This is a genomic window from Nonomuraea aridisoli (genome assembly GCF_003236395.1).
Lineage (GTDB): Bacteria > Actinomycetota > Actinomycetes > Streptosporangiales > Streptosporangiaceae > Nonomuraea > Nonomuraea aridisoli.
This window is the reverse complement of sequence record NZ_POUD01000010.1, coordinates 36,153-56,803: the sequence shown is the minus strand read 5'-3', so window position 1 is coordinate 56,803 and position 20,651 is coordinate 36,153. Positions and strand designations below refer to the sequence as shown.

General features: G+C 72.8%; 21 protein-coding genes. 6 read left to right on the top strand and 15 right to left on the bottom strand.

What is annotated here, in order from left to right; all coding sequences use genetic code 11:
• The first annotated feature begins 39 nt into the window (after positions 1-39).
• A complete protein-coding gene (locus C1J01_RS04550; protein ID WP_111176284.1) occupies positions 40-1,152 on the top strand; it encodes an alkaline phosphatase family protein in 1,113 nt (370 codons plus the stop codon).
• Positions 1,149-1,964 carry a sulfurtransferase gene (locus C1J01_RS04545; protein ID WP_111176282.1) on the top strand — a complete coding sequence of 272 codons (816 nt, stop codon included), beginning with the start codon at positions 1,149-1,151 and terminating at the stop codon, positions 1,962-1,964. Before C1J01_RS04550 ends, C1J01_RS04545 begins: the two co-directional genes overlap by 4 nt.
• A gap of 20 nt (positions 1,965-1,984) precedes the next feature.
• Here C1J01_RS04545 and C1J01_RS04540 read toward each other — a convergent pair whose 3' ends face one another.
• From C1J01_RS04540 to C1J01_RS04525, 4 genes are all read right to left on the bottom strand, one after another.
• On the bottom strand, positions 1,985-4,474 hold the full coding sequence (locus C1J01_RS04540; protein WP_111176280.1) for a CHAT domain-containing protein: 2,490 nt from the start codon (positions 4,472-4,474) through the stop codon (positions 1,985-1,987).
• Between the two features lie 13 nt (positions 4,475-4,487).
• Entirely contained in the window at positions 4,488-4,934 is a 447-nt protein-coding gene (locus tag C1J01_RS04535) for a hypothetical protein (protein ID WP_111176278.1), read from the bottom strand.
• Entirely contained in the window at positions 4,931-5,467 is a 537-nt protein-coding gene (locus C1J01_RS04530) for an RNA polymerase sigma factor (RefSeq protein ID WP_111176276.1), read from the bottom strand. Before C1J01_RS04530 ends, C1J01_RS04535 begins: the two co-directional genes overlap by 4 nt.
• 72 nt (positions 5,468-5,539) lie before the next feature.
• Positions 5,540-6,553 (bottom strand): S8 family peptidase, encoded by a 1,014-nt coding sequence (locus tag C1J01_RS04525; protein ID WP_111176274.1) that lies wholly within the window; start codon positions 6,551-6,553, stop codon positions 5,540-5,542.
• 175 nt (positions 6,554-6,728) lie between these two features.
• Here C1J01_RS04525 and C1J01_RS04520 point away from each other — a divergent pair, with 175 nt between their 5' ends.
• Positions 6,729-7,223, top strand: coding sequence for a DUF3145 domain-containing protein (locus C1J01_RS04520; RefSeq protein ID WP_111176272.1), 495 nt, complete (start codon positions 6,729-6,731; stop codon positions 7,221-7,223).
• A 131-nt stretch (positions 7,224-7,354) separates the two neighbouring features.
• Here the strand turns inward: C1J01_RS04520 and C1J01_RS04515 are convergent, their stop codons facing one another.
• The 9 genes from C1J01_RS04515 to C1J01_RS04475 all read right to left on the bottom strand — a co-directional run bounded on the left by C1J01_RS04515 (position 7,355) and on the right by C1J01_RS04475 (position 15,710).
• Positions 7,355-8,779 carry an acyl-CoA carboxylase subunit beta gene (locus C1J01_RS04515; RefSeq protein ID WP_111176270.1) on the bottom strand — a complete coding sequence of 475 codons (1,425 nt, stop codon included), beginning with the start codon at positions 8,777-8,779 and terminating at the stop codon, positions 7,355-7,357.
• Positions 8,780-10,012 (bottom strand): beta-ketoacyl-ACP synthase II, encoded by a 1,233-nt coding sequence (gene fabF, locus C1J01_RS04510; protein ID WP_111176268.1) that lies wholly within the window; start codon positions 10,010-10,012, stop codon positions 8,780-8,782.
• 38 nt (positions 10,013-10,050) lie between these two features.
• On the bottom strand, positions 10,051-10,290 hold the full coding sequence (locus C1J01_RS04505) for an acyl carrier protein (RefSeq protein WP_055506111.1): 240 nt from the start codon (positions 10,288-10,290) through the stop codon (positions 10,051-10,053).
• Between the two features lie 76 nt (positions 10,291-10,366).
• On the bottom strand, positions 10,367-11,320 hold the full coding sequence (locus C1J01_RS04500; protein ID WP_111176266.1) for a beta-ketoacyl-ACP synthase III: 954 nt from the start codon (positions 11,318-11,320) through the stop codon (positions 10,367-10,369).
• On the bottom strand, positions 11,317-12,213 hold the full coding sequence (locus C1J01_RS04495) for an ACP S-malonyltransferase (RefSeq protein ID WP_111176326.1): 897 nt from the start codon (positions 12,211-12,213) through the stop codon (positions 11,317-11,319). The genes C1J01_RS04500 and C1J01_RS04495 overlap by 4 nt, the downstream gene beginning before the upstream one ends.
• 103 nt (positions 12,214-12,316) lie before the next feature.
• Complete coding sequence (locus C1J01_RS04490; RefSeq protein WP_111176264.1) at positions 12,317-13,441, bottom strand: PucR family transcriptional regulator; 1,125 nt, start codon at positions 13,439-13,441, stop codon at positions 12,317-12,319.
• Between the two features lie 140 nt (positions 13,442-13,581).
• Positions 13,582-14,013, bottom strand: coding sequence for a DUF350 domain-containing protein (locus tag C1J01_RS04485; RefSeq protein WP_111176262.1), 432 nt, complete (start codon positions 14,011-14,013; stop codon positions 13,582-13,584).
• 37 nt (positions 14,014-14,050) lie between these two features.
• On the bottom strand, positions 14,051-15,196 hold the full coding sequence (locus C1J01_RS04480) for a glutathionylspermidine synthase family protein (protein ID WP_111176260.1): 1,146 nt from the start codon (positions 15,194-15,196) through the stop codon (positions 14,051-14,053).
• A gap of 1 nt (position 15,197) precedes the next feature.
• The gene (locus tag C1J01_RS04475; protein ID WP_111176258.1) at positions 15,198-15,710 is read right to left on the bottom strand and encodes a hypothetical protein; all 513 of its coding nucleotides are present in this window, start codon (positions 15,708-15,710) and stop codon (positions 15,198-15,200) included.
• A 119-nt stretch (positions 15,711-15,829) separates the two neighbouring features.
• On the opposite strand from C1J01_RS04475, the gene C1J01_RS04470 reads away from it, so the two are divergent.
• From C1J01_RS04470 to C1J01_RS04460, 3 genes are all read left to right on the top strand, one after another.
• Positions 15,830-16,855, top strand: coding sequence for a PHP domain-containing protein (locus tag C1J01_RS04470; protein WP_111176324.1), 1,026 nt, complete (start codon positions 15,830-15,832; stop codon positions 16,853-16,855).
• A gap of 141 nt (positions 16,856-16,996) precedes the next feature.
• Positions 16,997-17,725 carry a helix-turn-helix transcriptional regulator gene (locus C1J01_RS04465; RefSeq protein ID WP_111176256.1) on the top strand — a complete coding sequence of 243 codons (729 nt, stop codon included), beginning with the start codon at positions 16,997-16,999 and terminating at the stop codon, positions 17,723-17,725.
• Positions 17,726-17,816: 91 nt separating this feature from the next.
• Positions 17,817-18,173 carry a VOC family protein gene (locus C1J01_RS04460; RefSeq protein ID WP_111176254.1) on the top strand — a complete coding sequence of 119 codons (357 nt, stop codon included), beginning with the start codon at positions 17,817-17,819 and terminating at the stop codon, positions 18,171-18,173.
• A 109-nt stretch (positions 18,174-18,282) separates the two neighbouring features.
• Here the strand turns inward: C1J01_RS04460 and C1J01_RS04455 are convergent, their stop codons facing one another.
• Both C1J01_RS04455 and C1J01_RS04450 read right to left on the bottom strand, forming a co-directional pair.
• On the bottom strand, positions 18,283-19,020 hold the full coding sequence (locus C1J01_RS04455; RefSeq protein WP_111176252.1) for a maleylpyruvate isomerase family mycothiol-dependent enzyme: 738 nt from the start codon (positions 19,018-19,020) through the stop codon (positions 18,283-18,285).
• A 10-nt stretch (positions 19,021-19,030) separates the two neighbouring features.
• Positions 19,031-20,551 (bottom strand): alpha/beta hydrolase, encoded by a 1,521-nt coding sequence (locus tag C1J01_RS04450; RefSeq protein WP_111176250.1) that lies wholly within the window; start codon positions 20,549-20,551, stop codon positions 19,031-19,033.
• Between the last annotated feature and the right edge of the window lie 100 nt (positions 20,552-20,651).

Below are 20,651 nucleotides of genomic sequence, written 5' to 3'. Positions count from 1 at the left end.
GGCGGTGGTGCGGGGAAGGGGGAGGACTAGACTGTGGGGATGATCGTGCCGGGATACGGTGGCGGGTCGCTGGCGGATCTGCCCGGCTCGCTGCTCGCCGCACTGGGCCTGCGTGAGCCCAACGCGCTCGCCCTGGAGCCCGCCGACCGCGTCTGCCTCTTCCTCGTCGACGGACTCGGCGCCGAATTGTTGCGCGCGCATCCCGGTCATGCGCCCTTCCTGTCGGAGGTGGCCGGCCGTACGCTCACCGCCGGGTTCCCCTCCACCACCGTCACGAGCCTGTCCTCCCTCGGCACCGGCCTGACCCCCGGCGAGCACGGCATGGTCGGCCTGATGCTCGCCGTGCCGGGCACCGGCCACCTGTTCAACTGCCTGCGCTGGACCGCCCCCGACGGCCTCGTCGTCGACCCCGAGCAGTGGCAGCCCGCCGCGACCGTCTACGAGCGCGCCGCCCGGGCCGGGGTCCAGCCCGTCTACGTCGCCCCCGCCGAGTTCGAGGGCACCGGCCTGACCAGGGCCGTCTACCGCGGCGTGCGCCACGCACCCGCCGAGTCCGCCGACGAACGGGTCGCCCGCGCGCACGCCGCCCTGCGCGAGAGCCGCCCCGCCCACGTCACCGTCTACTACGGCGACCTCGACGCCGCCGGCCACATGACCGGCTGGGGCAGTGACGAGTGGCTGGAGCAGCTGTCCATCGTCGACGACATGGCCCGGCGGCTCGCCGAAGGGCTTCCGCCCGGGTCCGCCCTGTACGTCACCGCGGACCACGGCATGGTCAACGCCACCGACAAGATCGACGCCGAGAGCACGCCCGAGCTGATGGAAGGGGTGGCGCTGCTCGGCGGCGAGGCGCGGGCGAGACACGTGTACACCCGTCCGGGAGCCGCCAAGCAGGTGCTGGAGGCCTGGCGCGAGACCCTGCGCGACAAGGCGTGGGTGGTCTCCCGGCAGGAGGCGGTCGACTCGGGCTGGTTCGGCCCGCGCGTGCGCGACGCGTGGCTGGAGCGGATCGGCGACGTCGTGGCCGTGCCGTACGGCGGCGTGGCCGTCACCGCTCCCTCGCGGCACCCGATCGAGGCCCGCTTCATCGGCTACCACGGCTCGCTCACCGCGGCCGAGCAGCACGTCCCACTTCTGGAGGTACGCACGTGACCAGCCCGTTGATCACTCCCGAGCAGCTCGCCGCGCTGGAGGGCGCGACCGTGCTGGACGTGCGGTGGCGGCTCGGCGGGCCGCCCGGGCTGGAGTCGTACCGCGAGGGCCACATCGAGGGCGCCGTCTTCTGTGACCTCGACGCCGATCTCGCGGCCCCTCCGGGCGAGGCCGGGCGGCACCCGCTGCCGGAGGCGCAGTCCTTCCAGAGCGCGATGCGCCGCCTGGGCGTGTCGGACGACCGGCCGGTGGTCGTCTACGACGACGCGGCCTCCACCGCCGCCGCCCGTGCCTGGTGGGTGCTGCGCTACTTCGGCCACCGGGACGTACGCGTGCTCGACGGCGGGCTGCCCGCCTGGATCGCGGCCGGGCGGCCGACCACCAAGGAGGTCCCGCAGCCGGCCGAGGGCGACTTCACGGCGCGGCCGGGCGGCATGCCGGTGCTGACCGCCGACGAGGCGGCGGCGCTGGCCGGCGCGGGCGTGCTGCTCGACGCCCGGGCCGCCGAACGCTACCGGGGCGAGGTCGAGCCGATCGATCCGGTGGCCGGGCACGTGCCCGGGGCCGTCTCCGCTCCCACGACCGACAACGTCGGGCCCGACGGCAGGTTCCTCGCTCCCGAGAGGCTCCGGGCCCGCTTCGCCGGCCTGGGCGTCACCGAAGGGGTGCCGGCGGGCGCGTACTGCGGGTCCGGCGTGACGGCCGCCCACGAGGTGCTCGCGCTGGAGGTGGCCGGTCTGCCCGCCGCCCTCTACGTCGGCTCCTGGTCCAACTGGGTCGCCGACCCGTCGAGACCCGTCGCCACCGGCTGACCGCCGCGGGCGAAGGGACGTCAGTGGAGGGGGAGATCGCCGGCGCCGAAGCAGACGAAGCCGGTCTCCTCCGTCTTGGCCGCCGCGTACGCCAGCGCCGCGTCCGGCGGCTGACCGGCGGCCAGGAGCTCGTGGAAGAGGCCCATGAGCGCCCTCGCCGTCTCGTCGCGGACCGGCACCATTCCGGCGATCACGCACGACGATCCCTTGGCGAGGAACGTGCCGGGCAGGCCCAGCGGTGCGCCCTCCATGGGCGTGCGTGACATCCCGGAGTTGCACGCCGACAACACCACGAGCCCGGCCGAACGCGGCGCCTCCAGCAGGTCGTACGCCATCAGCGAGCCGTCCTCCAGCGTGATGCCCGACACCAGCGGGCTGCGCGCGTGGAACACCCCGTGGGCCGCCAGGTGCAGCACGTCGGCCGTCTCCAGCGCCTCCAGCACCGCCGCGGTCCGCGCGGGCACCCGGCGCCCGCCCCGATGGCAGGCGAGCACGTGCTCCACCTCCGCCTCGGCGTGCGCCAGGGCGGGCCCGGCGGCCGCCACCACGACGGGCGTCCCGTTGGGGCGCGGCAGCTCCCGCGCCCGGACCCAGCCGGAGGCGCTGGCCGCCACGCTCACCGGGCGTTCCCGCAGGCACGGCAGCGCGCCCCACGGCAGCGTGTGCAGCGCGCCGACCGGCACCACCACCAGCGGCCGGTCGCCCAGCAGGCCGGCCAGCGGCCGCAGCAGCAGCCCCTCGACCTCCTCGGCGGCGGCCGCCACGCCGGCCTCGTGCCGGCGGCGCAGCGCGTGGCGGAGCCGGACGATCGCCTCCTTGACCTCGCGCACGTCGGCCAGCCGCCGCAGCAGCGCCCGCTCCCCGCTGATCAGCACGGCCAGCAGCGTGTCCTTGTCGGCGACGTACTCGACCAGGACGCCCTCTCCGAGCTCCGCCCGCACCCGCTCGGGGCCGGCGAGCGCGCACGCGTGGGCGGGCGCGGCCACCGCCCGCCACCGCTCGGCCCACTCGAACACCTCCGCGACGACGCCGCCCTGCACCGCCAGCCCCAGCCCGAACGCCGCCAGCCGCTCCCCCGACCTGGCCGCGTGAGCGCGCACCGACGGGTCGTCGAACGTCTCCACCTGCCCGCTCACCTCGGCCAGCCCCTCGCGCAGCGCGTGGAAGGCCGCAGGGACGTCCTCCTGCAGCGCCGCCTGCAGCGCGAGCGCGTGCTGGCGCACCGGCGCGGGGATCGGGGGAGCAGGCGTCTGCTCGGCGGACAACGAGGTCAGCCGGGTGCCGGCCGGCACCCACCGCTCGCGCCGCTCGGCGTGCCGGGTGAGCCGGGTCAGCTGCGCCGACGCCGTTGGGTGGTCGTCCACGGTGAGCGCCGCCTCGGCCGCCGCCAGCCGCAGCGACGCCGCGTCCGCCGGGTGGGCGCCGTCCTCCAGCGCGTCGGCGCACGCGACCAGCTCGGCCACCAGCTCCGGCGTGACGGGTCCCATGGCCAGCCGGGAGCGCAGCACCACCTCCCTGGTCAGCGGCAGCCACGACGTGCGGTCCTGCGCGGACAGCTCGGCCGCGGCCTGCTCGGCCACCTGTACGGCCCGGTGCGGGTCGCCGGTCAGCAACTCGACCTGCGCCAGCTTCAGGCGGGCCTCGGCCAGCGCGACGTGCGCCCCCGACGCCTCGAGATCGGGCACGGCCAGGTTCAGCATCGCCCTGGCCTCGCCGGGCAGGTGCGCGGCCAGCAGCGCGCCGGCGAAGTCGGCCCGCATCGTGGCCAGCCGCTCGGGGAAGCCGAACAGGGTGTCCTCGGCCTCCTGGTAGTGCTTGAACGCCCCCGCGATGTCGCCCCTGCGCACCGACAGGAAGGGCAGGTTGGCGGCGGACAGGCGGGACAGGTGACGCAGCCCGGCCTCTTCGGCGATCTGCAGGCAGGCGGACAGATCGCGCATGGCGGCGTCCCAGTCGCCCCGGTAGGCGTGGATGAGGCCGCGGTTGAGCAGCCCGCCGGCCAGGAAACGGCGGTCGTCGAGGGTGCCGGGCGCGTTCCGCAGAGCGCGCAGCGCGCGGTCGCAAGCGGCGGTGGCCTCCTGGTGGCGTCCGAGATGGGCGAGGGCGACCGCGCGCTGCGTGTCCAGCTTGGCCCGGTCGAGCGGAGACAGGTAGACCCAGGCCAGCGCCGCCACGCGCAGAGCCTGCAGCGGATGCCCCCGCTCGGTGCGTACGGTGACCAGCGACAGCCGCGCCTGCGCGACCCGCGCGGCAGGGGCGCCCGGAGTGGCGATGGCCCGGCGCAGGTGGTGTTCGGCGCCCTCCAGGTCGCCCAGCTCGCGGGCGGCCAGCGCCATCGCGCGTAACGCCACGACCTCGGCCTCCGTGTGCCCGGCCCGACCGGCGGCCTTCAGGATGACCCGCCCCGCGCGCATCGCGTCCTCGGGATCGACCAGGGAACGCATCATGGCGGTCTCGGCCGCGGCGACGAGCCGGTCGAGGCCGCCCGATGCGTCCGCTGGTGTGCTCATGGTCGCGGCGGGGTCAGGGGCGGATGCGCACCCACGTGGTCTGGACGGGCGCCTGGCCCGGCCGGTGGCACACCACGCTGATCCAGCCGGGGGGCAGCCCGGTGGCCGCGAAATGACCGGTGTGGGCGATGCGCCGGGTGAGAGTGAGGTGAGGCGTCCTGACGTCGACGAGGGCGCCCTCACCCGGATAGGGGGAGATGAGTCCGGCCACGTCGATGAGCCCGTCGCCCTCGCTCACCTCCAGGTCGAAGGTCAGCCCGGCGGCGACGAAGCGCACCAGGTGGGAGCCGTCGTCGTCGCGGACGCCGCGAACGGCCGAGCACTCGGCCGGCCCGGCGGTCACCGAGTGGGGGACCCTGAGGCCGAAGGCGTCACGTGCGGCGGCGGACACATGACCGGGCATCGGGTCGTTCCCGGTGGCCAGCCGCAGCGCCGCCAGGAAATACTCGTCGTTGATCATTGCGCCGTCTCCTGGGTCGAGATCAGAGTGCGCAGTTTGTCGAGACAACGGGCCTTCGTCGGGCCGACGCTGCCGACGGGGAGCCCGAGCCGGAAGGCCACCTGCTGGTTGCCCAGGTCGTTGGCGACGAGCTGCAGCAGGCTGCGGCAGGGCTCTTGCAGGGTGGAGACCGTCTTCCAGAGCAGGCGCCGGTCGTCGGCCTCCAGGACGGCCGCGGCCGGGTCGGCCTCCTCGACGACCTCGACCGCGGAGATCAGCGCACGCTCCTTGCGCAGGAGCTGCAGCGCCTCCCGGCGTACGGTCGTCATGAGCCAGGCGCCCACGCCCGCCGGCTCTCTGATCGTGTGCAGGTGCTGGAGCAGCCGCAGCCAGGCGCCCTGGACGGCGTCCGCCGCGTCGGCGGGCCCGAGACCGCAGGCGCGGGCCACGGCCCACATGCGCGGCCCGAAGCGCGACTCCAGCGCGTCCCAGGCCGACCGGTCGCCCCCCGCCGCGGCCAGGAGCAGCTCCGCTGGTTCGCGTGCGTCGCGCATGCGGCCTCCTTCCGTCCGGCACCAGGAGGCGGTCGCGTCTCCTCGTGATTGTCTGGGGACTGAGCGTAAACTCTACAGATTTCCCCGGACGAGAACTCCGAGATCGGCAATTTGCTCGGCGTCCCGGGCCTCGAGCAGCCGCTCGGCGACCTCGCGGGCGGGCGCCTCCGCCGCCCCGTCGGCGATCGCCGCCGTCACCAGCGCGGTGGCGAACGACGTGCCGCTCCACGTCGCGTACCCGCCGAAGTCCGCCGTGTCGAGATAGCTGCTCGTCAGCCAGTCGCCGGGCGCGCACGCGTCGACCCAGGTGCCGTGGGCGGAGTAGGGCGCCCGCCGCCCCAGGGTCGCGTCCACGGCCGCCACGCCGACGACGTACGGCAGCGCGGCGGGCCAGAACGGCTGGTCGGAGCCGGTGTTGCCGGCGCAGGCCACGGTCACCGTGTCGTCGAGCGCGCGGATGGCGTCGGTCAGCAGGGGCGGCGGCCGGTCGTCGAAGCTGTGGCAGCCGAAGGAGAGGTTGAGCACGTGAGGGGGCCTTTGCCGCATGCGGTGAAGAGCGCGGACGACGGTCGCCTCGTCGGTGAGGCCGTCGCCGTCGAGCACCCGCTCCACGCGCAGCTCGGCGCCGGGGGCCGCGCGCGCCAGCAGGCCCGCGATGAACGTGCCGTGGCCGGCCTGCGAGCCCTCGGTGGCGTCGGCCTGCTCGGGGGCCAGCCGGGCGTACCACTCGCTGCCGGACCACCACGGATGCTTGGCCACTCCGGTGTCGAGCAAGCCGATGACGACGCCGGAGGCCGAGCGGCGGCGCTTGAAGGGGACCGGCTCGGCGGGGAACGGGCGTGAGGCCGGGCCGCCGAAGAACAGCGGCTGGCCGCGCAGCACGTGGTTGGGCGAGGCCCGCAGGCCCTGGTCGCGCAGCTCGGCCGTGACCTCGCACGGGTCGGCGCCGGCCGCGAGGTGCACCACGCAGACGCCGTCGGCCTCCGACACCGCCTGGGTCCAGCGCGCCGCGGCGGACATCGCGCTGCGGTCGATCAGCACCTGACCCGTGCGGATGAACGACGCGCCGACAGATTCCAGTTCCATGAGCCGGTATCTTTCCTCGCTCGGCGGCCTGTCACCCGCCACATCAGCACCAACTTGGTATGGCCCCCCTCTGGTGCCGGATGGCGACCGACGGTAGTCTCTCCCTAGTCACTTGTGATCATCCCGGGGCGAGGCCGTTGGGGAAGGCGCACCTCGTACCGAAACGGGAGGTCCGGTGTCTGCTCGTGGCGTCCTTTACGTCCACTCGGCTCAGCCCGCGCTGTGCCCTCACATCGAATGGGCAGTCGCGGGTGTTCTTGGCGTGCCCGTAGACCTGACGTGGACGCCGCAACCCGCAGCGCCCAACGTGGTCCGCGCGCAGGCGGAATGGGAGGGCCGGCCCGGCATCGCGGCGGCCATCGCGTCGTCCCTCATGGGGTGGCAGCGCCTCAGGTTCGAGATCACCGAGGACGCCTCACCCGGCGTGGACGGCTCGCGCCATGCCTACACGCCGACTCTCGGCGCGTTCACGGCGGTCATCGGCGCCGCCGGCGACATCATGATCCCCGAAGACCGGCTCCGCGCCGCGATGATGATGGCCGCGCAGGGGCGCTGCGTGCTGGAGGAGGAGCTGGACAAGCTCCTCGGCAAGCCGTGGGACGAGGAGCTGGAGCCGTTCCGGTACGCCGGCGACGGCGCTCCCGTCCGCTGGCTGCACGCCGCCGTCTGACCGGAGGAGCCGGCCCCGGGCCGTCGCCGAGGCGCGCGGTCACCCGGCTCCGTCCAGGTGCGCCCAGGACAGCGGAACGGCGAGGGCCCCGCACGACGTCGTGCGGGGCCCTCGCCGTTGGCGGAAGGGTTCTACAGCGGGATGTTGCCGTGGGCGCCGCGGGCCGGGGTGGCCTGGGCGAGGAGCTTGGCGATGGCGCCGCGGGTCTCCTCGGGCTTGATCACCTCGTCGATCACGCCGACGTCCTGGGCCCTGGCCAGGCCGCCGACGAGCTTCTCGTGCTCCTCGGCCAGGCGATGCTCCAGCTCGGCCCGCTCCTCCTCGGGGGCGGCGGCGATGTCGCGCCGCTTGAGGATGCGCACCGCGGCCACCGATCCCATGACCGCGACCTCGGCCGTCGGCCAGGCGAAGACCTTGGTGGCGCCCAGGGCGCGGGAGTTCATCGCGATGTACGCCCCGCCGTACGCCTTGCGGGTCATCAGCGTGACGCGCGGCACGGAGGCCTCGGCGAAGGCGTGCAGCAGCTTGGCGCCGCGCCGCACGACCCCGTCGTGCTCCTGGCCGACACCCGGCAGGTAACCGGGCACGTCCACGATGACAACCAACGGCACCCCGAAAGCGTCACACATACGTACGAACCTGGCGGCCTTCTCGGCGGACGTGGCGTCGAGGCAGCCGCCGAGCCGCATCGGGTTGTTGGCGATCACACCGACCGTCCGGCCGCCGAGGCGGCCCAGCGACGTGACGATGTTGGGCGCCCACTTGGGGTGAAGCTCGATGCCGGGCTCGTCGAGCAGGCCGTTGACCAGAGGCTTGACGTCGTAGGCACGACGCGCGGAGTCGGGCAGCAGTTTGGAGAAGTCGACTTCGTCGATCGCGCCGTTGCGCACCCGGCCCTGGTGGCCGAGGAGCGTGGTGAGCTGGCGCGCCTTGACGTACGCGTCGGTCTCGGTCTTGGTCACGACGTGGACGACACCGCTGCGCTTGCTGTGCGGCTCGGGGCCGCCCAGGGCGGCGCTGTCGACGTTCTCGCCGGTGACGCTGCGCACGACGTCGGGGCCGGTGACGAAGATGCGGCCGGAGTCGGCCAGGATGACCAGGTCGGTGAGGGCGGGCCCGTAGGCGGCGCCGCCGGCGGCCGGGCCGACCACCACGGAGATCTGCGGCACGATGCCGGAGGCCTTGGTCATGGCGGCGAACACCCGTCCGACGCCGTGCAGCGACTCCACGCCCTCGGGGATCCGCGCGCCGCCGGAGTGCCAGATGCCGATGACCGGCACCCGCTCGCGTACGGCCACGTCGTAGGCGTGCACGATGTGCTCGCAACCCTCGCTGCCCATGGCGCCGCCCTGGGAGCGGGCGTCGCTGCAGAAGGCGACGACGGGGACGCCTTCGACGCGGCCCATGGCGGCCAGCACGCCGCTCTTGTCCTGGGGAGTGATCAGTCGTACCGAGCCCTCGTCGAGCAGCGCGGCCAGGCGGACGGCCGGGTCGCGGGGATCGGCGGGCTCCTGATCAGAGCCGTCGGTCACCACCCGGTTGTCGAGCACGGTCATTTAAGCCCCCTTAAAGACGACGGAAACGTTGTGGCCTCCGAAGCCGAACGAGTTGTTGATCGCGGCGATGTCGCCGTCCGGCAGTGCGCGGTGCTTGCCGTAGACGAGGTCGACATCGATGCCGTCGTCGAGGTCGTCGAGGTTGATGGTGGCGGGGACGATCCGCTCCTGCAGGGCCTTGATGGTGAAGACGGACTCGATGCCGCCCGCACCGCCCAGCAGGTGACCCGTCATCGACTTGGTCGAGGTCACCAGCGGATGGGTGCCGATGGCCTTGGCCACCGCCTGCACCTCACCGACGTCGCCCGCGGGCGTCGAGGTGGCGTGCGCGTTGACGTGCTTGACGTCGAGGCCGCTGATGCCGGCGTCGGTGAGCGACTGCGTCATCGCCATGATGATGCCGCGGCCCTCGGGCTCCGGCTGCGTGATGTGGTGGGCGTCGGCGGAGTAGCCCACACCCGCGCAGTACGCGTAGATGCGCGCGCCGCGGGCCTTGGCGTACTCCTCGGACTCCAGCACCACGATGCCCGCGCCCTCGCCGAGGACGAAGCCGTCACGGGCGCGGTCCCACGGCCGGGACGCGGCCGCCGGGTCGTCGTTGCGGGTCGACATGGCCCGCGCGGCGGCGAAGGCCGCCATGTTGAGGCCGTGGATCGCGGCCTCGGTGCCGCCGGCGACCACCACGTCGGCGCGGCCGGCCCTGATCATGTCCATCGCGTGGCCGATGGCCTCCGCTCCGGAGGCGCAGGCCGACACCGTGGCGTGCACGCCGGCCTGGGCCTTCAGGTCGAGCCCGATCCAGGCGGCGGGGCCGTTGGGCATGAGCATCGGCACGGTGAACGGCGAAAGCCGGTTCCAGCCCTTCTCCCGCCAGGTGTCGTACGCGCTCAGCGTCGTCGAGATGCCGCCGATGCCGCTGGAGACCACGACGCCGAGCCGCTCGGGCGCCACCTCGGGGGCGCCGGCGTCCTGCCAGGCCTCCCTGGCGGCGACCAGCGCGAACTGCTCGCTGCGGTCGAGGCGGCGGGACTCGGGCCGCGGCAGCACCTCGGTCGGATCGACCGCCGCCGTCCCCGCGAACTTCACGGGGACGGAGTCGATCCAGTCCGTGGTGAGCGTCTCGACACCCGACTGACCGGCGAGGAGCGCCGTCCAGGACGAGGTGACGTCTCCACCGACGGGCGTCGTCGCGCCTAGCCCGGTAACGACGACACGTACCCGGTTCGCACTCACGTTTCGCGCTCCTTACTGATCAGTTGGGTGTGCTTCGGTCAGCCCTGGATGAAGGTGAGGACGTCCTTGACCGTCTTCAGGTTCTTGAGCTGGTCGTCGGGGATCTCGACGCCGAACTCGTCCTGGGCGGCCACGGCGATCTCGACCATGGACAGGGAGTCGATGTCGAGGTCGTCCACGAAGCTCTTCTCAGGGGTCACCTCGGAGGCCGGAATGCCGGTGATCTCGTTGATGATCTTGCCGAGGCCCGCGAGGATTTCCTGCTCGGTGGCAGCCATGTCGCTAGTTCTCCTTTGGTTTCCTGGTGTCTGTGCGGCAGGGCCGCACAAGCTCATGAAATGGACCGCGACCCCGTCAGGGGATCTCGATCACTTGCCCCGCGTACGTCAGGCCCGCGCCGAAGCCGAGCACGAGAGCGAGACCGCCCGAGCGGACCTCGCCGCGCTCCAGCATGCGCGAGAGCGCGAGCGGGATCGAGGCGGCAGAGGTGTTGCCCGCGTGGACGATGTCACGCGCGACGACGGCCTTGTCGGCGCCCAGCTTGCGGGCGATGGCCTCGACGATGCGCAGGTTTGCCTGGTGGGGCACGAACGCCGACAGCTCGGACGGCTCGACGCCCGCGCGGGCGCAGGCCTCCAGCGCCACGGGGTGCAGGGCGGTGGTGGCCCACCGGAAGACCGTCTGGCCCTCCTGGTGCAGGAAGTCGGCGCGGTCCTTGATCTCGATGGCGTCGAACTTGTCGCCGGAGCTGCCCCACACCACGGGGCCGATGCCGGGCGTCTCGGACGGGCCGACCACCGCGGCTCCGGCGCCGTCGGCGAAGATCACGGCGGTGGACCGGTCGGTCCAGTCGACCCACTGCGACAACTTCTCGGAGCCGATGACGAGCACGTTCCTGGCGGCACCGCCGCGCACGGCGGCGCTGGCGGTGGCGAGCGCGTAGCAGAACCCGGCGCAGGCGGCGTTGACGTCGAACGCGCCCGGCGACTTGATGCCGAGGCGGTGGGCCACGACCGCGGAGGCGTTGGGGATCTGCGTCTCCAGCGTGCAGGTGGCCACGATGACGAGGTCGATGTCCTCGGGGGACAGGCCGCCGGCCGCCAGCGCCTTGCCGCCGGCGATGGTCGCCATGTCCTCGACGGACTCCTCCTGGGCGACCCTGCGCTCCTTGATGCCGACCCGCGACTGGATCCACTCGTCGTTGGTCTCCATGGTCTTGGCCAGGTCGTCGTTGGTCACCACGTGGGCCGGCTGGTAGTGGCCCAGGGCCAGAACCTTCGCGCCGGGGGCGATGTCGGGGATCCTCACTTGATCAGCTCCCTGGCCGCGTCGAGGTCGTCTGGGGTCTTGAGCGCCACCGTCCGCACACCGCGCAGCCCGCGCTTGGCGAGGCCGGTCAGCGTGCCGCCGGGCAGCAGCTCGATCATCGCGGTGACGCCGAGACCGGCCATGGTCTCCATGCAGGAGTCCCACCGGACGGGGTTGCTCACCTGCTTGACGAGCCGGTCGAGGAACTCGGCGCCGCTCCCGACCGCCTGCCCGTCGGCGTTGGACAGCAGCGTGACCCGCGGGTCGGCGGGGGCGACCTGCTGGGCGGCCTCGCGCAGGCTCTCCACGGCCGGGGCCATGTGACGGGTGTGGAACGCGCCCGCCACGGACAGCGGGATGAGCCGGGCACGGGCCGGCGCGTCGTCCTTGAACGCGGCCAACTGCTCGAGCGTGCCGCCGGCCACGATCTGGCCGGCGCCGTTGATGTTGGCGGCCGTCAGGCCGTGGCGCTCGATGGCGGCGAGCACGTCGTCCTCGGCGCCGCCGAGCACGGCGGTCATGCCGGTCTCGGTCACCGCGGCGGCCTTGGCCATGGCCTGGGCACGGTCGCGGACGAGGGAGAGCGCCTGCTCCGGGGTGAGCACCCCGGCCAGGGCGGCGGCGGCGAACTCGCCGACGCTGTGGCCCGCGAGCACGTCGGGCGTCGCGCCGAGCGCCTCGGCGGAGGCCAGCGCGGCGGCCACGAGCAGCGGCTGGGCGACGGCGGTGTCGCGGATCTCGTCTGCGCCGGCGGTCGTGCCGTAGGCCACCAGATCGAGCCCGACGACCTCGGACCAGGCGCCGAGCCGGTCGGCGAGCCCGGGCAGCTCGAGCCACGGAGTCAGGAAGCCTGGTGTTTGGGCGCCTTGGCCCGGAGCGACGAGTACAAGCACAAAACCCACCATGCCCTGTAGAACTCCGACACGAGGATGGAGATCCGTACGAACTTTGTCCAGGGTCTTTTGTAGGAAGGCCACAGTGGGGATTTCGGCGGCATTACGTTAGAGCGCGCCAGGTTTCGGCGCTCTCCGACAGCCTGCCGAGGATGAGCCCGACCTGAAGCGTGAAGGCCGACCTGCCCTCGGTCGGCTGGTAGCCGGTCAGTTCGGTGATCTTCTTCAGCCGGTAGCGGACGGTGTTGGGGTGGACGAACAGCAGCCGCGCCGTCGCCTCCAGCGAGGTGCCCTGCTCCAGGTACGTCGCCAGCGTGTCGAGCAGCGGCGTGCCGGCCAGCGGCAGGTAGACGTTCTCGATGAGCTGCCGGCGGGCGTCGGCGTCGCCGTCGAGCGCCCGCTCGGCCAGCAGGTCCTCGGCGTGCACCGGCCGCGGCGCGTCCGGCCAGCCGCAGGACGCCTTCAGCCCGGCCAGCGCCGCCCTGGCGGAGCGGGCGGCGGCGTGCAGGTCGGGCACCTCAGGGCCGATGACGACCGGCCCGACGCCGAAGCGGGCGACCACCTGCCGGGCCGCGTCGTCGACGCTGCCGGCGCCGCCCACGATGACGATGAGCCGGTCGGCCTGCACCCCGGCCAGCAGGTCCATGCCGATGCGGCGGCCCTTCTCGCGCAGCCCGTCGATGACCGCCCGCGGGTCGTCGTCGGGGGCGTGGCCGGCGATGACCACGACGGGGGAGGACGTCCAGCCGAGCGCGGCGGCCCAGGAGTGCAGCCCGTCGTCGACTTCGCCGCGGACCAGGGCGTCCACGATCAGCGCCTCCAGCCGGGCGTCCCACGAGCCCCTGGCCTCCGCCTCGCGGGCGTAGACCTGGGCGGCGGCGAAGGCCACGTCGCGGGTGTAGCGCAGCATGGCCTGCTGGAGCTGGTCCTCTCCGCCGGGGGCGGCCAGCTCGTCGGTCTGGGCCTCGACGACCTCGACCACGACCCTGACGATGTCGACGGTCTGCTGGAGCGAGATGGAGCGCTTCAGCTCGCGCGGAGCCGTGCCGAAGAACTCGATGCTGGGTGTGGGACGGTCCTTGCCCGCGTGCTGGAACCACTCGACGAACGCGGCGATCCCCGCCTGCGCCACCAGCCCCACCCAGGAACGGTCCTCGGCGCTCAGCGCGCGGAACCACGGCAGTTGCTCGTCCATGCGCGCCATCGCCGCGGTGCCGAGCGCGCCCATGGCGCGCTCGAGCCTGCGTGTGGTGTCCTCCCTGGTCCGGTCTGTCACGCCTCTAGAGTGCCAGGTCCAGCAGGATGTCCGGAACGGGCGTTCGCGCCTGTCCGGACCGCCCGCCTGGATGACGGGGCTGTATGACGGGGCTAGATGACGGCGACCGCGGTGATCAGGCCGAGCGCCACGTGCGTCACCGCCAGGACCCGTGCGCCGGGCTGCAGCTCGGGCTCCTTGACCAGCTCGCGTACGGAGATGCCGACGACCTTGTCGAACAGCAGCATCGCGACCGTCTGCACCACGATGCCGACGAGGCCGAACACGGCCGTGCCCGCCAGGCCCTCCGCCAGCCGGCCGCCGGAGGCCCAGATGGAGGCGGCCACGATGAGCCCGACGGCGGCCAGCGCCGAGGAGGCGAGCAGGGTGGCGTTCGGGTTGCGCTCCTGGCGGATGATCTCGCTGAGCTTGCCGGGCGTGGCCCAGTCGATCACGTAGAAACCGACGATCATCAGGATCACGCCGACGGCGGCGTAGGCGGCGATGGCGCCCGCGCCGCGGGCGAGGGTTTCGAGAAGGGTCACGTCAGTTCCTATCACGTGGTGCGGTGGGAAAGGGGGGTCAGGCAGCGATGCGGTGCGGGACGAACGAGGAGGTGTCGTCGGTGATCAGGCCGGTCGTCTCCCTGATGCCGAGGCCGGCCGCCTCGTCGGCGACCACCCAGGCGCCGAGCACCGGCCGCTGCCCCTCGAAGACGGGCAGGGCCTCGAAGCCCTGGAAGACGTAGCCCTCGCGGCCGTAGATCCCCGTCGTCTCCTGCGTGCCCTCGGGGGTGACGATGCGCATGGAGGCGCCCTCCCGGCCGAGCAGCGGCTTGGCGATGTACGAGGTCAGCTCGCGCGGGCCGTCGAGATAGGCGGGCAGCAGGTTGGGGTGGCCGGGGTTGAGCTCCCACAACACGGCCAGCAGCGCCTTGTTCGACAACAGCGCCTTCCACAGCGGCTCGATCCAGGTGGAGTGGCGCACGGCGTGGCGTCCGAAGTCGTCGGACAACATCCACTCCCACGGGTAGAGCTTGAACGCCGAGCGGATCATCCGGCCCTCGACGTCGACGAAGCGGCGGTTGAGCGCGTCCCAGCCGATGTCCTCCATGGCCACGGCGACCGTCTGCAGGCCCGCCTGGTCGGCGGTCTCCTGGAGGTAGGCCACCGTCATGGCCTCCTCGCCGGTCTCGTCGGCGTTGGTGAAGGCGAAGTGGGTGGGGCCGGGCGGCAGCCGCAGCTCGCGCCAGCGGTCGATGAGCCGTTCGTGCACGGAGTTCCACTGGTCGTCGCCGGGGAAGGCGTCCTGCAGCCAGAACCACTGCACGACCGACGTCTCGACCAGCGAGGTCGGCGTGTCGGCGTTGTACTCCAGCAGCTTGGCCGGGCCGGTGCCGTCGTAGCGCAGGTCGAAGCGGCCGTACAGGTGGCCGTCGCGCCGCTCCCACGAGCGCGCGACCTCCTCCCACGCCCACTCGGGGATGGCGAAGTCGGCGAAGCGGCCGGTGGAGACCACGTGGTCGGCGGCCCGCAGGCACATGGCGTGCAGCTCCTCGACCTGCTCCTCCAGCGCCTCGACCTCCTCCAGCGAGAAGACGTAGTGGACGGACTCGTCCCAGTAGGGCCTGCTCAGGCCCGCCGGGTGGGCGGCCCGGTGGTAGGCCAGGCCGTGGCTCTCGATCCTCTTCTCCCAGTCGTCCCTGGGAGGGTGGTGCTCGCGCCGCACGTCAGCTCCCGCCGCTCCAGCTGCGGCCGAAGCCGCCGCGCTGGATCTCCTTGCCGCCCCGGCTGCTGATGTTCACGTCGGAGGGGCGCAGGGTGGTGCCGCCCCGGACCGTGTTGCCGACCCGCCGTCCGCCGTAGTACCACATGTACGCCCCCCGGGACCCGCCGTAGTAGGCGCTGCCGTGGCCGTCGTCGTCATCGCAGTAGTCGTCGTCCACGACCTGGTACGAGCCCGCGGGCAGGGGCGAGGCGGTGGGACTCGGCGAGGGGGAGGCGTCGGCCTGCTCGTCGGAGTCGTTGCCCGGCGTGGCCCCGTAGTAGTCGCTCATGGCCTGCTCGGCGGCCGCGGAGTCGTCGTCGACGTACAGGACGCAGTCGGCGACGACGTCCTCGTCGTCGGAGACGGCCGCGCAGTATCCGACCACCATCACGGACAGCACCCCGAGGACGACCAGCGGGACGACCTTCGAGGACTTGCGCGGCGGCACCGTGGGCGGCTGCGGCGGTTCTGCCATCAAACTCCTGCTTTCCTGGGCCGCTCAGCCTAGCGGCGGCCCGTCTCCCCGTTCAACATGTGTTGGATTCGCGCGGTCATGGACGCCCCGGGCGTGGCCGCCTGGGTATGACGGAACGCATGGAACCGGTTGACGCGCTGCGTGAGATCGCCTTCCTGCTCGAACGCGCCGGCGAGCCGACGTATCGTGTGCGGGCCTTCCGCCGCGCCGCGTCCGTCGTCGCCGACCTCCCCCGTGACGAACTCGTACGACTCTCACGCGGCGGCGGGCTCGCCGATCTCCCCGGCATCGGCAAGGTGACCACACTCGTCATCAACGAGAGTCTCGACGGCCAGGTTCCTACGTATCTGCGGAGAATGCGGGCAACCGCCGAGATCGAGCTCGACACGGAGACGGCCGCGCTGCGCACGGCGCTGAAAGGCGACCTGCACAGCCACTCCGACTGGTCCGACGGCGGCTCGCCGATCGAGGAGATGGCCGAGGCCGCCATCGCGCTCGGCCACGACTACGTGGCGCTGACCGACCACTCGCCGCGCCTGACCGTGGCCAAGGGCCTGTCGGCCGAGCGGCTGGAACGGCAGCTCGACGTCGTGGCCGAGCTGAACGGGCGGCTCGCGCCGTTCCGGGTGCTCACCGGGATCGAGGTGGACGTCAACCCCGACGGCTCGCTCGACCAGGACCCCGCGCTGCTCGAACGGCTCGACGTGGTGGTGGCCAGCGTGCACTCCAAACTGCGCATGGACGGAGAAGAGATGACCCGCCGCATGGTCACCGCGGTGGCCGACCCGCTGGTGGACGTGCTCGGCCACTGCACCGGGCGCGTGGTGCGGGCGGGCGGGAAGCGGGGGGTGAAGCGGCCGGAGTCGGAGTTCGACGCGGAGCTGGTCTTCGAGGCGTGCCGGCGGTTCGGGGTGGCGGTCGAGATCAACTCCCGTCCCGACCGGCTCGACCCGCCGAAGCGGCTGATGCGGCTGGCGTACGAGATGGGGTGCGTGTTCGCGATCGACTCCGACGCGCACGCGCCCGGCCAGCTCGACTGGCAGCGGTTCGGCTGCGAGCGCGCCGCCCGGTGCGGCATCGAGGCCGGGCGGATCGTCAACACCTGGCCCCTCGACCGGCTTCTGGACTGGACGCGCGCCGCGTGAGAACTTTACGGAACGTGAAAAAGACGCGCCCCCGCCCGGGGTCGCCGGAGCGTGAGACCCCTGTGTCCACGGGGTTATGCGAGTGTCGAGGCCTCGGCCGGCGCGCCGCGATTGTCGGTCCCGCCGCGTAGCGTCACCGCTGTGAATCGTACGGACCGGCTCTACGCACTCGTCGAAGACCTGCGCGCCATCGCGCCCCGCCACCGCTCGGCCCGCGAGCTGGCCGAGCGGTTCGAGGTCAGCGTGCGCACGATCGAGCGCGACATCACCGCGCTGCAGGAGTCGGGCGTGCCGATCTACGCCGAGCCGGGGCGCAAGGGCGGCTACGCCATCGACAAGAAGATGTCGCTGCCCCCGCTCAACTTCACCCCCGCCGAGGCCGTGGCCATCGCGGTGGCCCTGAGCCGGGCCGGCGACCAGCCGTTCGGCCGCCAGGCGCGCAGCGCGTTACGCAAGGTCGTGGCGGCCATGCCGGGTTCGGAGGGCGAGCTGGCGCGCGAGCTGGCCCGCCGCGTGCAGCTCATGCAGCCCGAGTCCGAGCCGGGCGGCGACGTCCGGCCGCTCGGCGCCGAGGGCGTCTCGCGGGCGATCGAGGAGGCGCTGCTGCGCCGGCGGGTGCTGCGGCTCGACTACGCCGACGCCAAGGGCGCGCTGACCTCGCGCGACGTCGAGCCGGGGGTGTTCCTGGGCGGGCGCGGCGGGTTCTGGTATCTCGTCGCGTGGTGCCGGCTGCGCGACGACGTGCGCGTCTTCCGCCTCGACCGCATCGCCGCGGCCACCGTCACCCCCGAGCGCTGCCCCGACCGGCCGCTCGAAGGCTTCGCGACCGAGGTGCCGGAAATGGTGGTGCACGGCACGGTTCTCGATTAGACGCTCGATAAGTCGTTCCGAAACACCGACATAGGGTTGTCGCTTACGTGAGAGATCGTCGTCTTGTTCGAAAGAAGCGAGGGAGACGACGATGGACAACACGGTGACGTGGTTCGAGGTCGCGTCCGACGACCCCGAGGGCGCCCAGCGGTTCTACGGCGGCCTGTTCGGCTGGACGTTCGAGCGTGACGAGGGCCCGATCGACTACCGGCTGATCGGCCGTCCGGACGCCGGGCATCCGATGGGCGGTCTCTACAACACCGAGGGCGCGTTTCCCAGTCACGCGATCTTCCATGTGCAGGTGGCCGACGTGGAGGAGACCTGCGCCAGGAGCGAGGCGCTGGGCGGCAAGGTGCTCACCAAGGTGATCGACGACGGTGCCGGCACCGACTTCGCCTACCTGCGCGACACCTCCGGCAGCGTCTTCGGCGTCTTCCACCGCAGGTGACCGCCCGGCCCGGGCACCGCCTTCCCCGCGACACCCCGGGCCCGAGCGGTTCACCCCTTCGCCCTGGACACGCCGCCGATCGCCGAGCGGCGGCGCGTCCAGGGCCTCATCAGAACGCGGTCGTCGCCAGCCAGCGGTCCAGCAGGTCGCGGTCGCCGAAGACCTCCGCCGTGTCGGGGGAGCGGCGGCCGTAGAGCACGAGCAGCAGGTCGGCGACCGGGCCGCGCACGGCCACGTCGCCCTTGGCGTGGCCGCGTTCCCACGTGATCTTCCCGGCGGGGCCCTGCGTGATGGTCCACTCGCCGTCGGCGTCGGTGGCGTGGAGGTGGATCGTGGCCCCCTCCACCCCCAGCTCCGCCAGCGGCCGGGTGACCCAGGCCGCGTACGGCAGGTTGTGCAGGTACTCCTCGATGCCGTCGGCCGCCGTCGCGGCGTCGATCTCCGGCTCGATGCCGAGCGCGAGCTCGGCGTCGGCCCGGTGCACGACCAGCTCGAAGAGCATCCGGCGCGGCCACCACGACGCCCGCCGGTCCGGCCCCCACGTCCACACCTGGGTCGCCGGGTCGGTGGCGCGCAGCGTGTCGAGCAGCTCGGCGGCCCCGGCCCTCAGCCAGTCCGCGTCACCGCTCGCGCCCTCGGGCAGCCCGCCGGCCACCTGCTTCGACCAGATGCGCTCCTGCACCCGGTCGCGCAGCACGTGCGCGGCCCAGCGGTGGGTCTGCCCGACATGGGTGACCAGCTCGGCGAGCGTCCATCCCGGGCACGTCGGCACCGGGACGGACAGATCACCGGCCAGCGCCGCCAGCCGCGAGGTCTCCCTGTCGATCTGCGATGAGTAGTCCGTCACACCGCAAAGACTAGGCGGCCGGGCAGGTCGCGCCCTTCTGCGGGAGCCTGCCTTCGATCAGGTAGCCGTCCACGAGCCCCTGGACGCACTTGCTGCCCGACAGGTACGCCCCGTGACCCTCGCCCTCGTAGGTGACCAGCGTGGCGGTCTTGAGCTGGGCCGTCAGCTTGGGCGCCCACTCGTACGGCGTGGCGGGGTCGCCCTTGCCGCCCACCACCACGATCGGCGCCGAGCCGGTGGCGTCGACGTGCCGCGCCTCGTCGCTGCCCTTGGCCGGCCACACCCGGCACAGCCCGCCCGAGCCCTCGCTGCCGAACAGCGGCGAGATCTTCAGCGCGGCCGCCTCGGTGCGGCGCAGCGTCGCGACGTCGGGACGCTCGGCCGTGTCGACGCAGGTGATGGCCGGGAAACTGGTCATCTGGGTGGAGTACTTGCCGTCGGGGGAGCGGCCGGTGTAAGTGTCGGCGAGGTACATCAGCGCCTCGCCGCGGCCCTTGAGCGCCTCGCCGAGGGCCTGCTCCAGGAACGGCCAGGTCAGTTCGGAGTAGAGCGCGGCGGCCACGCCGGTCGAGGCCAGGCCCTGCGTCAGCGCGCGCCCGCCGATCGGCAACGGCCGCTCGGTGAGCTGCGTCATCAGCTTCTCGACGTTGGCGTCCGCGGTGTCCTCGTCCCGGCCCACCTCGCAGGAGCCGCTCTTGACGCACGAGCGCAGGAAGCTCTCGTACGCCTGCTGGAAGCCGCGGGTCTGGGCCAGCGTGCGCTGCTCGAAGGTGACCGTGGGGTCGAGCGGCGCGTCGAGCACCATGCGGCCGACCTTCTTGGGGAACAGGGTGGCGTAGACGCCGCCGAGCTGGGTGCCGTACGACATGCCGACGTAGTTGAGCTTGGCGTCGCCGACGGCGGCGCGGATGCGGTCCATGTCGCGGGCGGCGTTGACGGTGCCGACGTACGGCAGGATCTTGCCGGAGTGCTGCTGGCACAGGGCGGCGAACTCCTTGTTGGCCGCCTCGGCCGCCCGGTGCGTCTCCTCGTCGGGAGGCAGCGTGTCGAGCGAGGTGAACCTGTCCATCTCCGCGGTCCCGCCGCAGCGTACGCCGGAGCTGCGCTCGACGCCGCGCGGGTCGAAACTGACCAGGTCATAACGGGTGCGCAGCGACGTCAGCGCCTTGCCCGCCTGGTCGAGCGTGTCCACGCCGGACGCCCCGGGGCCGCCGAAGTTGAACACCATCGAGCCCAGCCGCTTGCCCGGACCGGTGGCCGGCAGCTTGATCAGCGCGAGCTCCAGCTTCTCCCCGTCGGGCTTGGCATAGTCCAGGGGCACCGCGAGCTTGCCGCACCGCACGGAGGCGTCCTGGCGGGCCGGCGGCTCGCCGTCGGGCCGCTTGATGTCGGTGCACGGCCCCCAAGCGATCGTGCCCGGACCCCCGGGAGGCTGGTCGGCGGACTGCGCGGCCTGCTGGGTGGCAGGCTGGGCCGGCACGCTGGAGCAGCCGGCGGTCAGGAGCAGAGCGGCGGCTAGGACACGACGCATAACGAAAGTTCCCCTCACATCTCTCAGGGGGAGGTAGTGCCCACAATACGTGACGATGCACCAAATCTGGGTGAGGCGGCACGTACCCCTCCTGAACGTG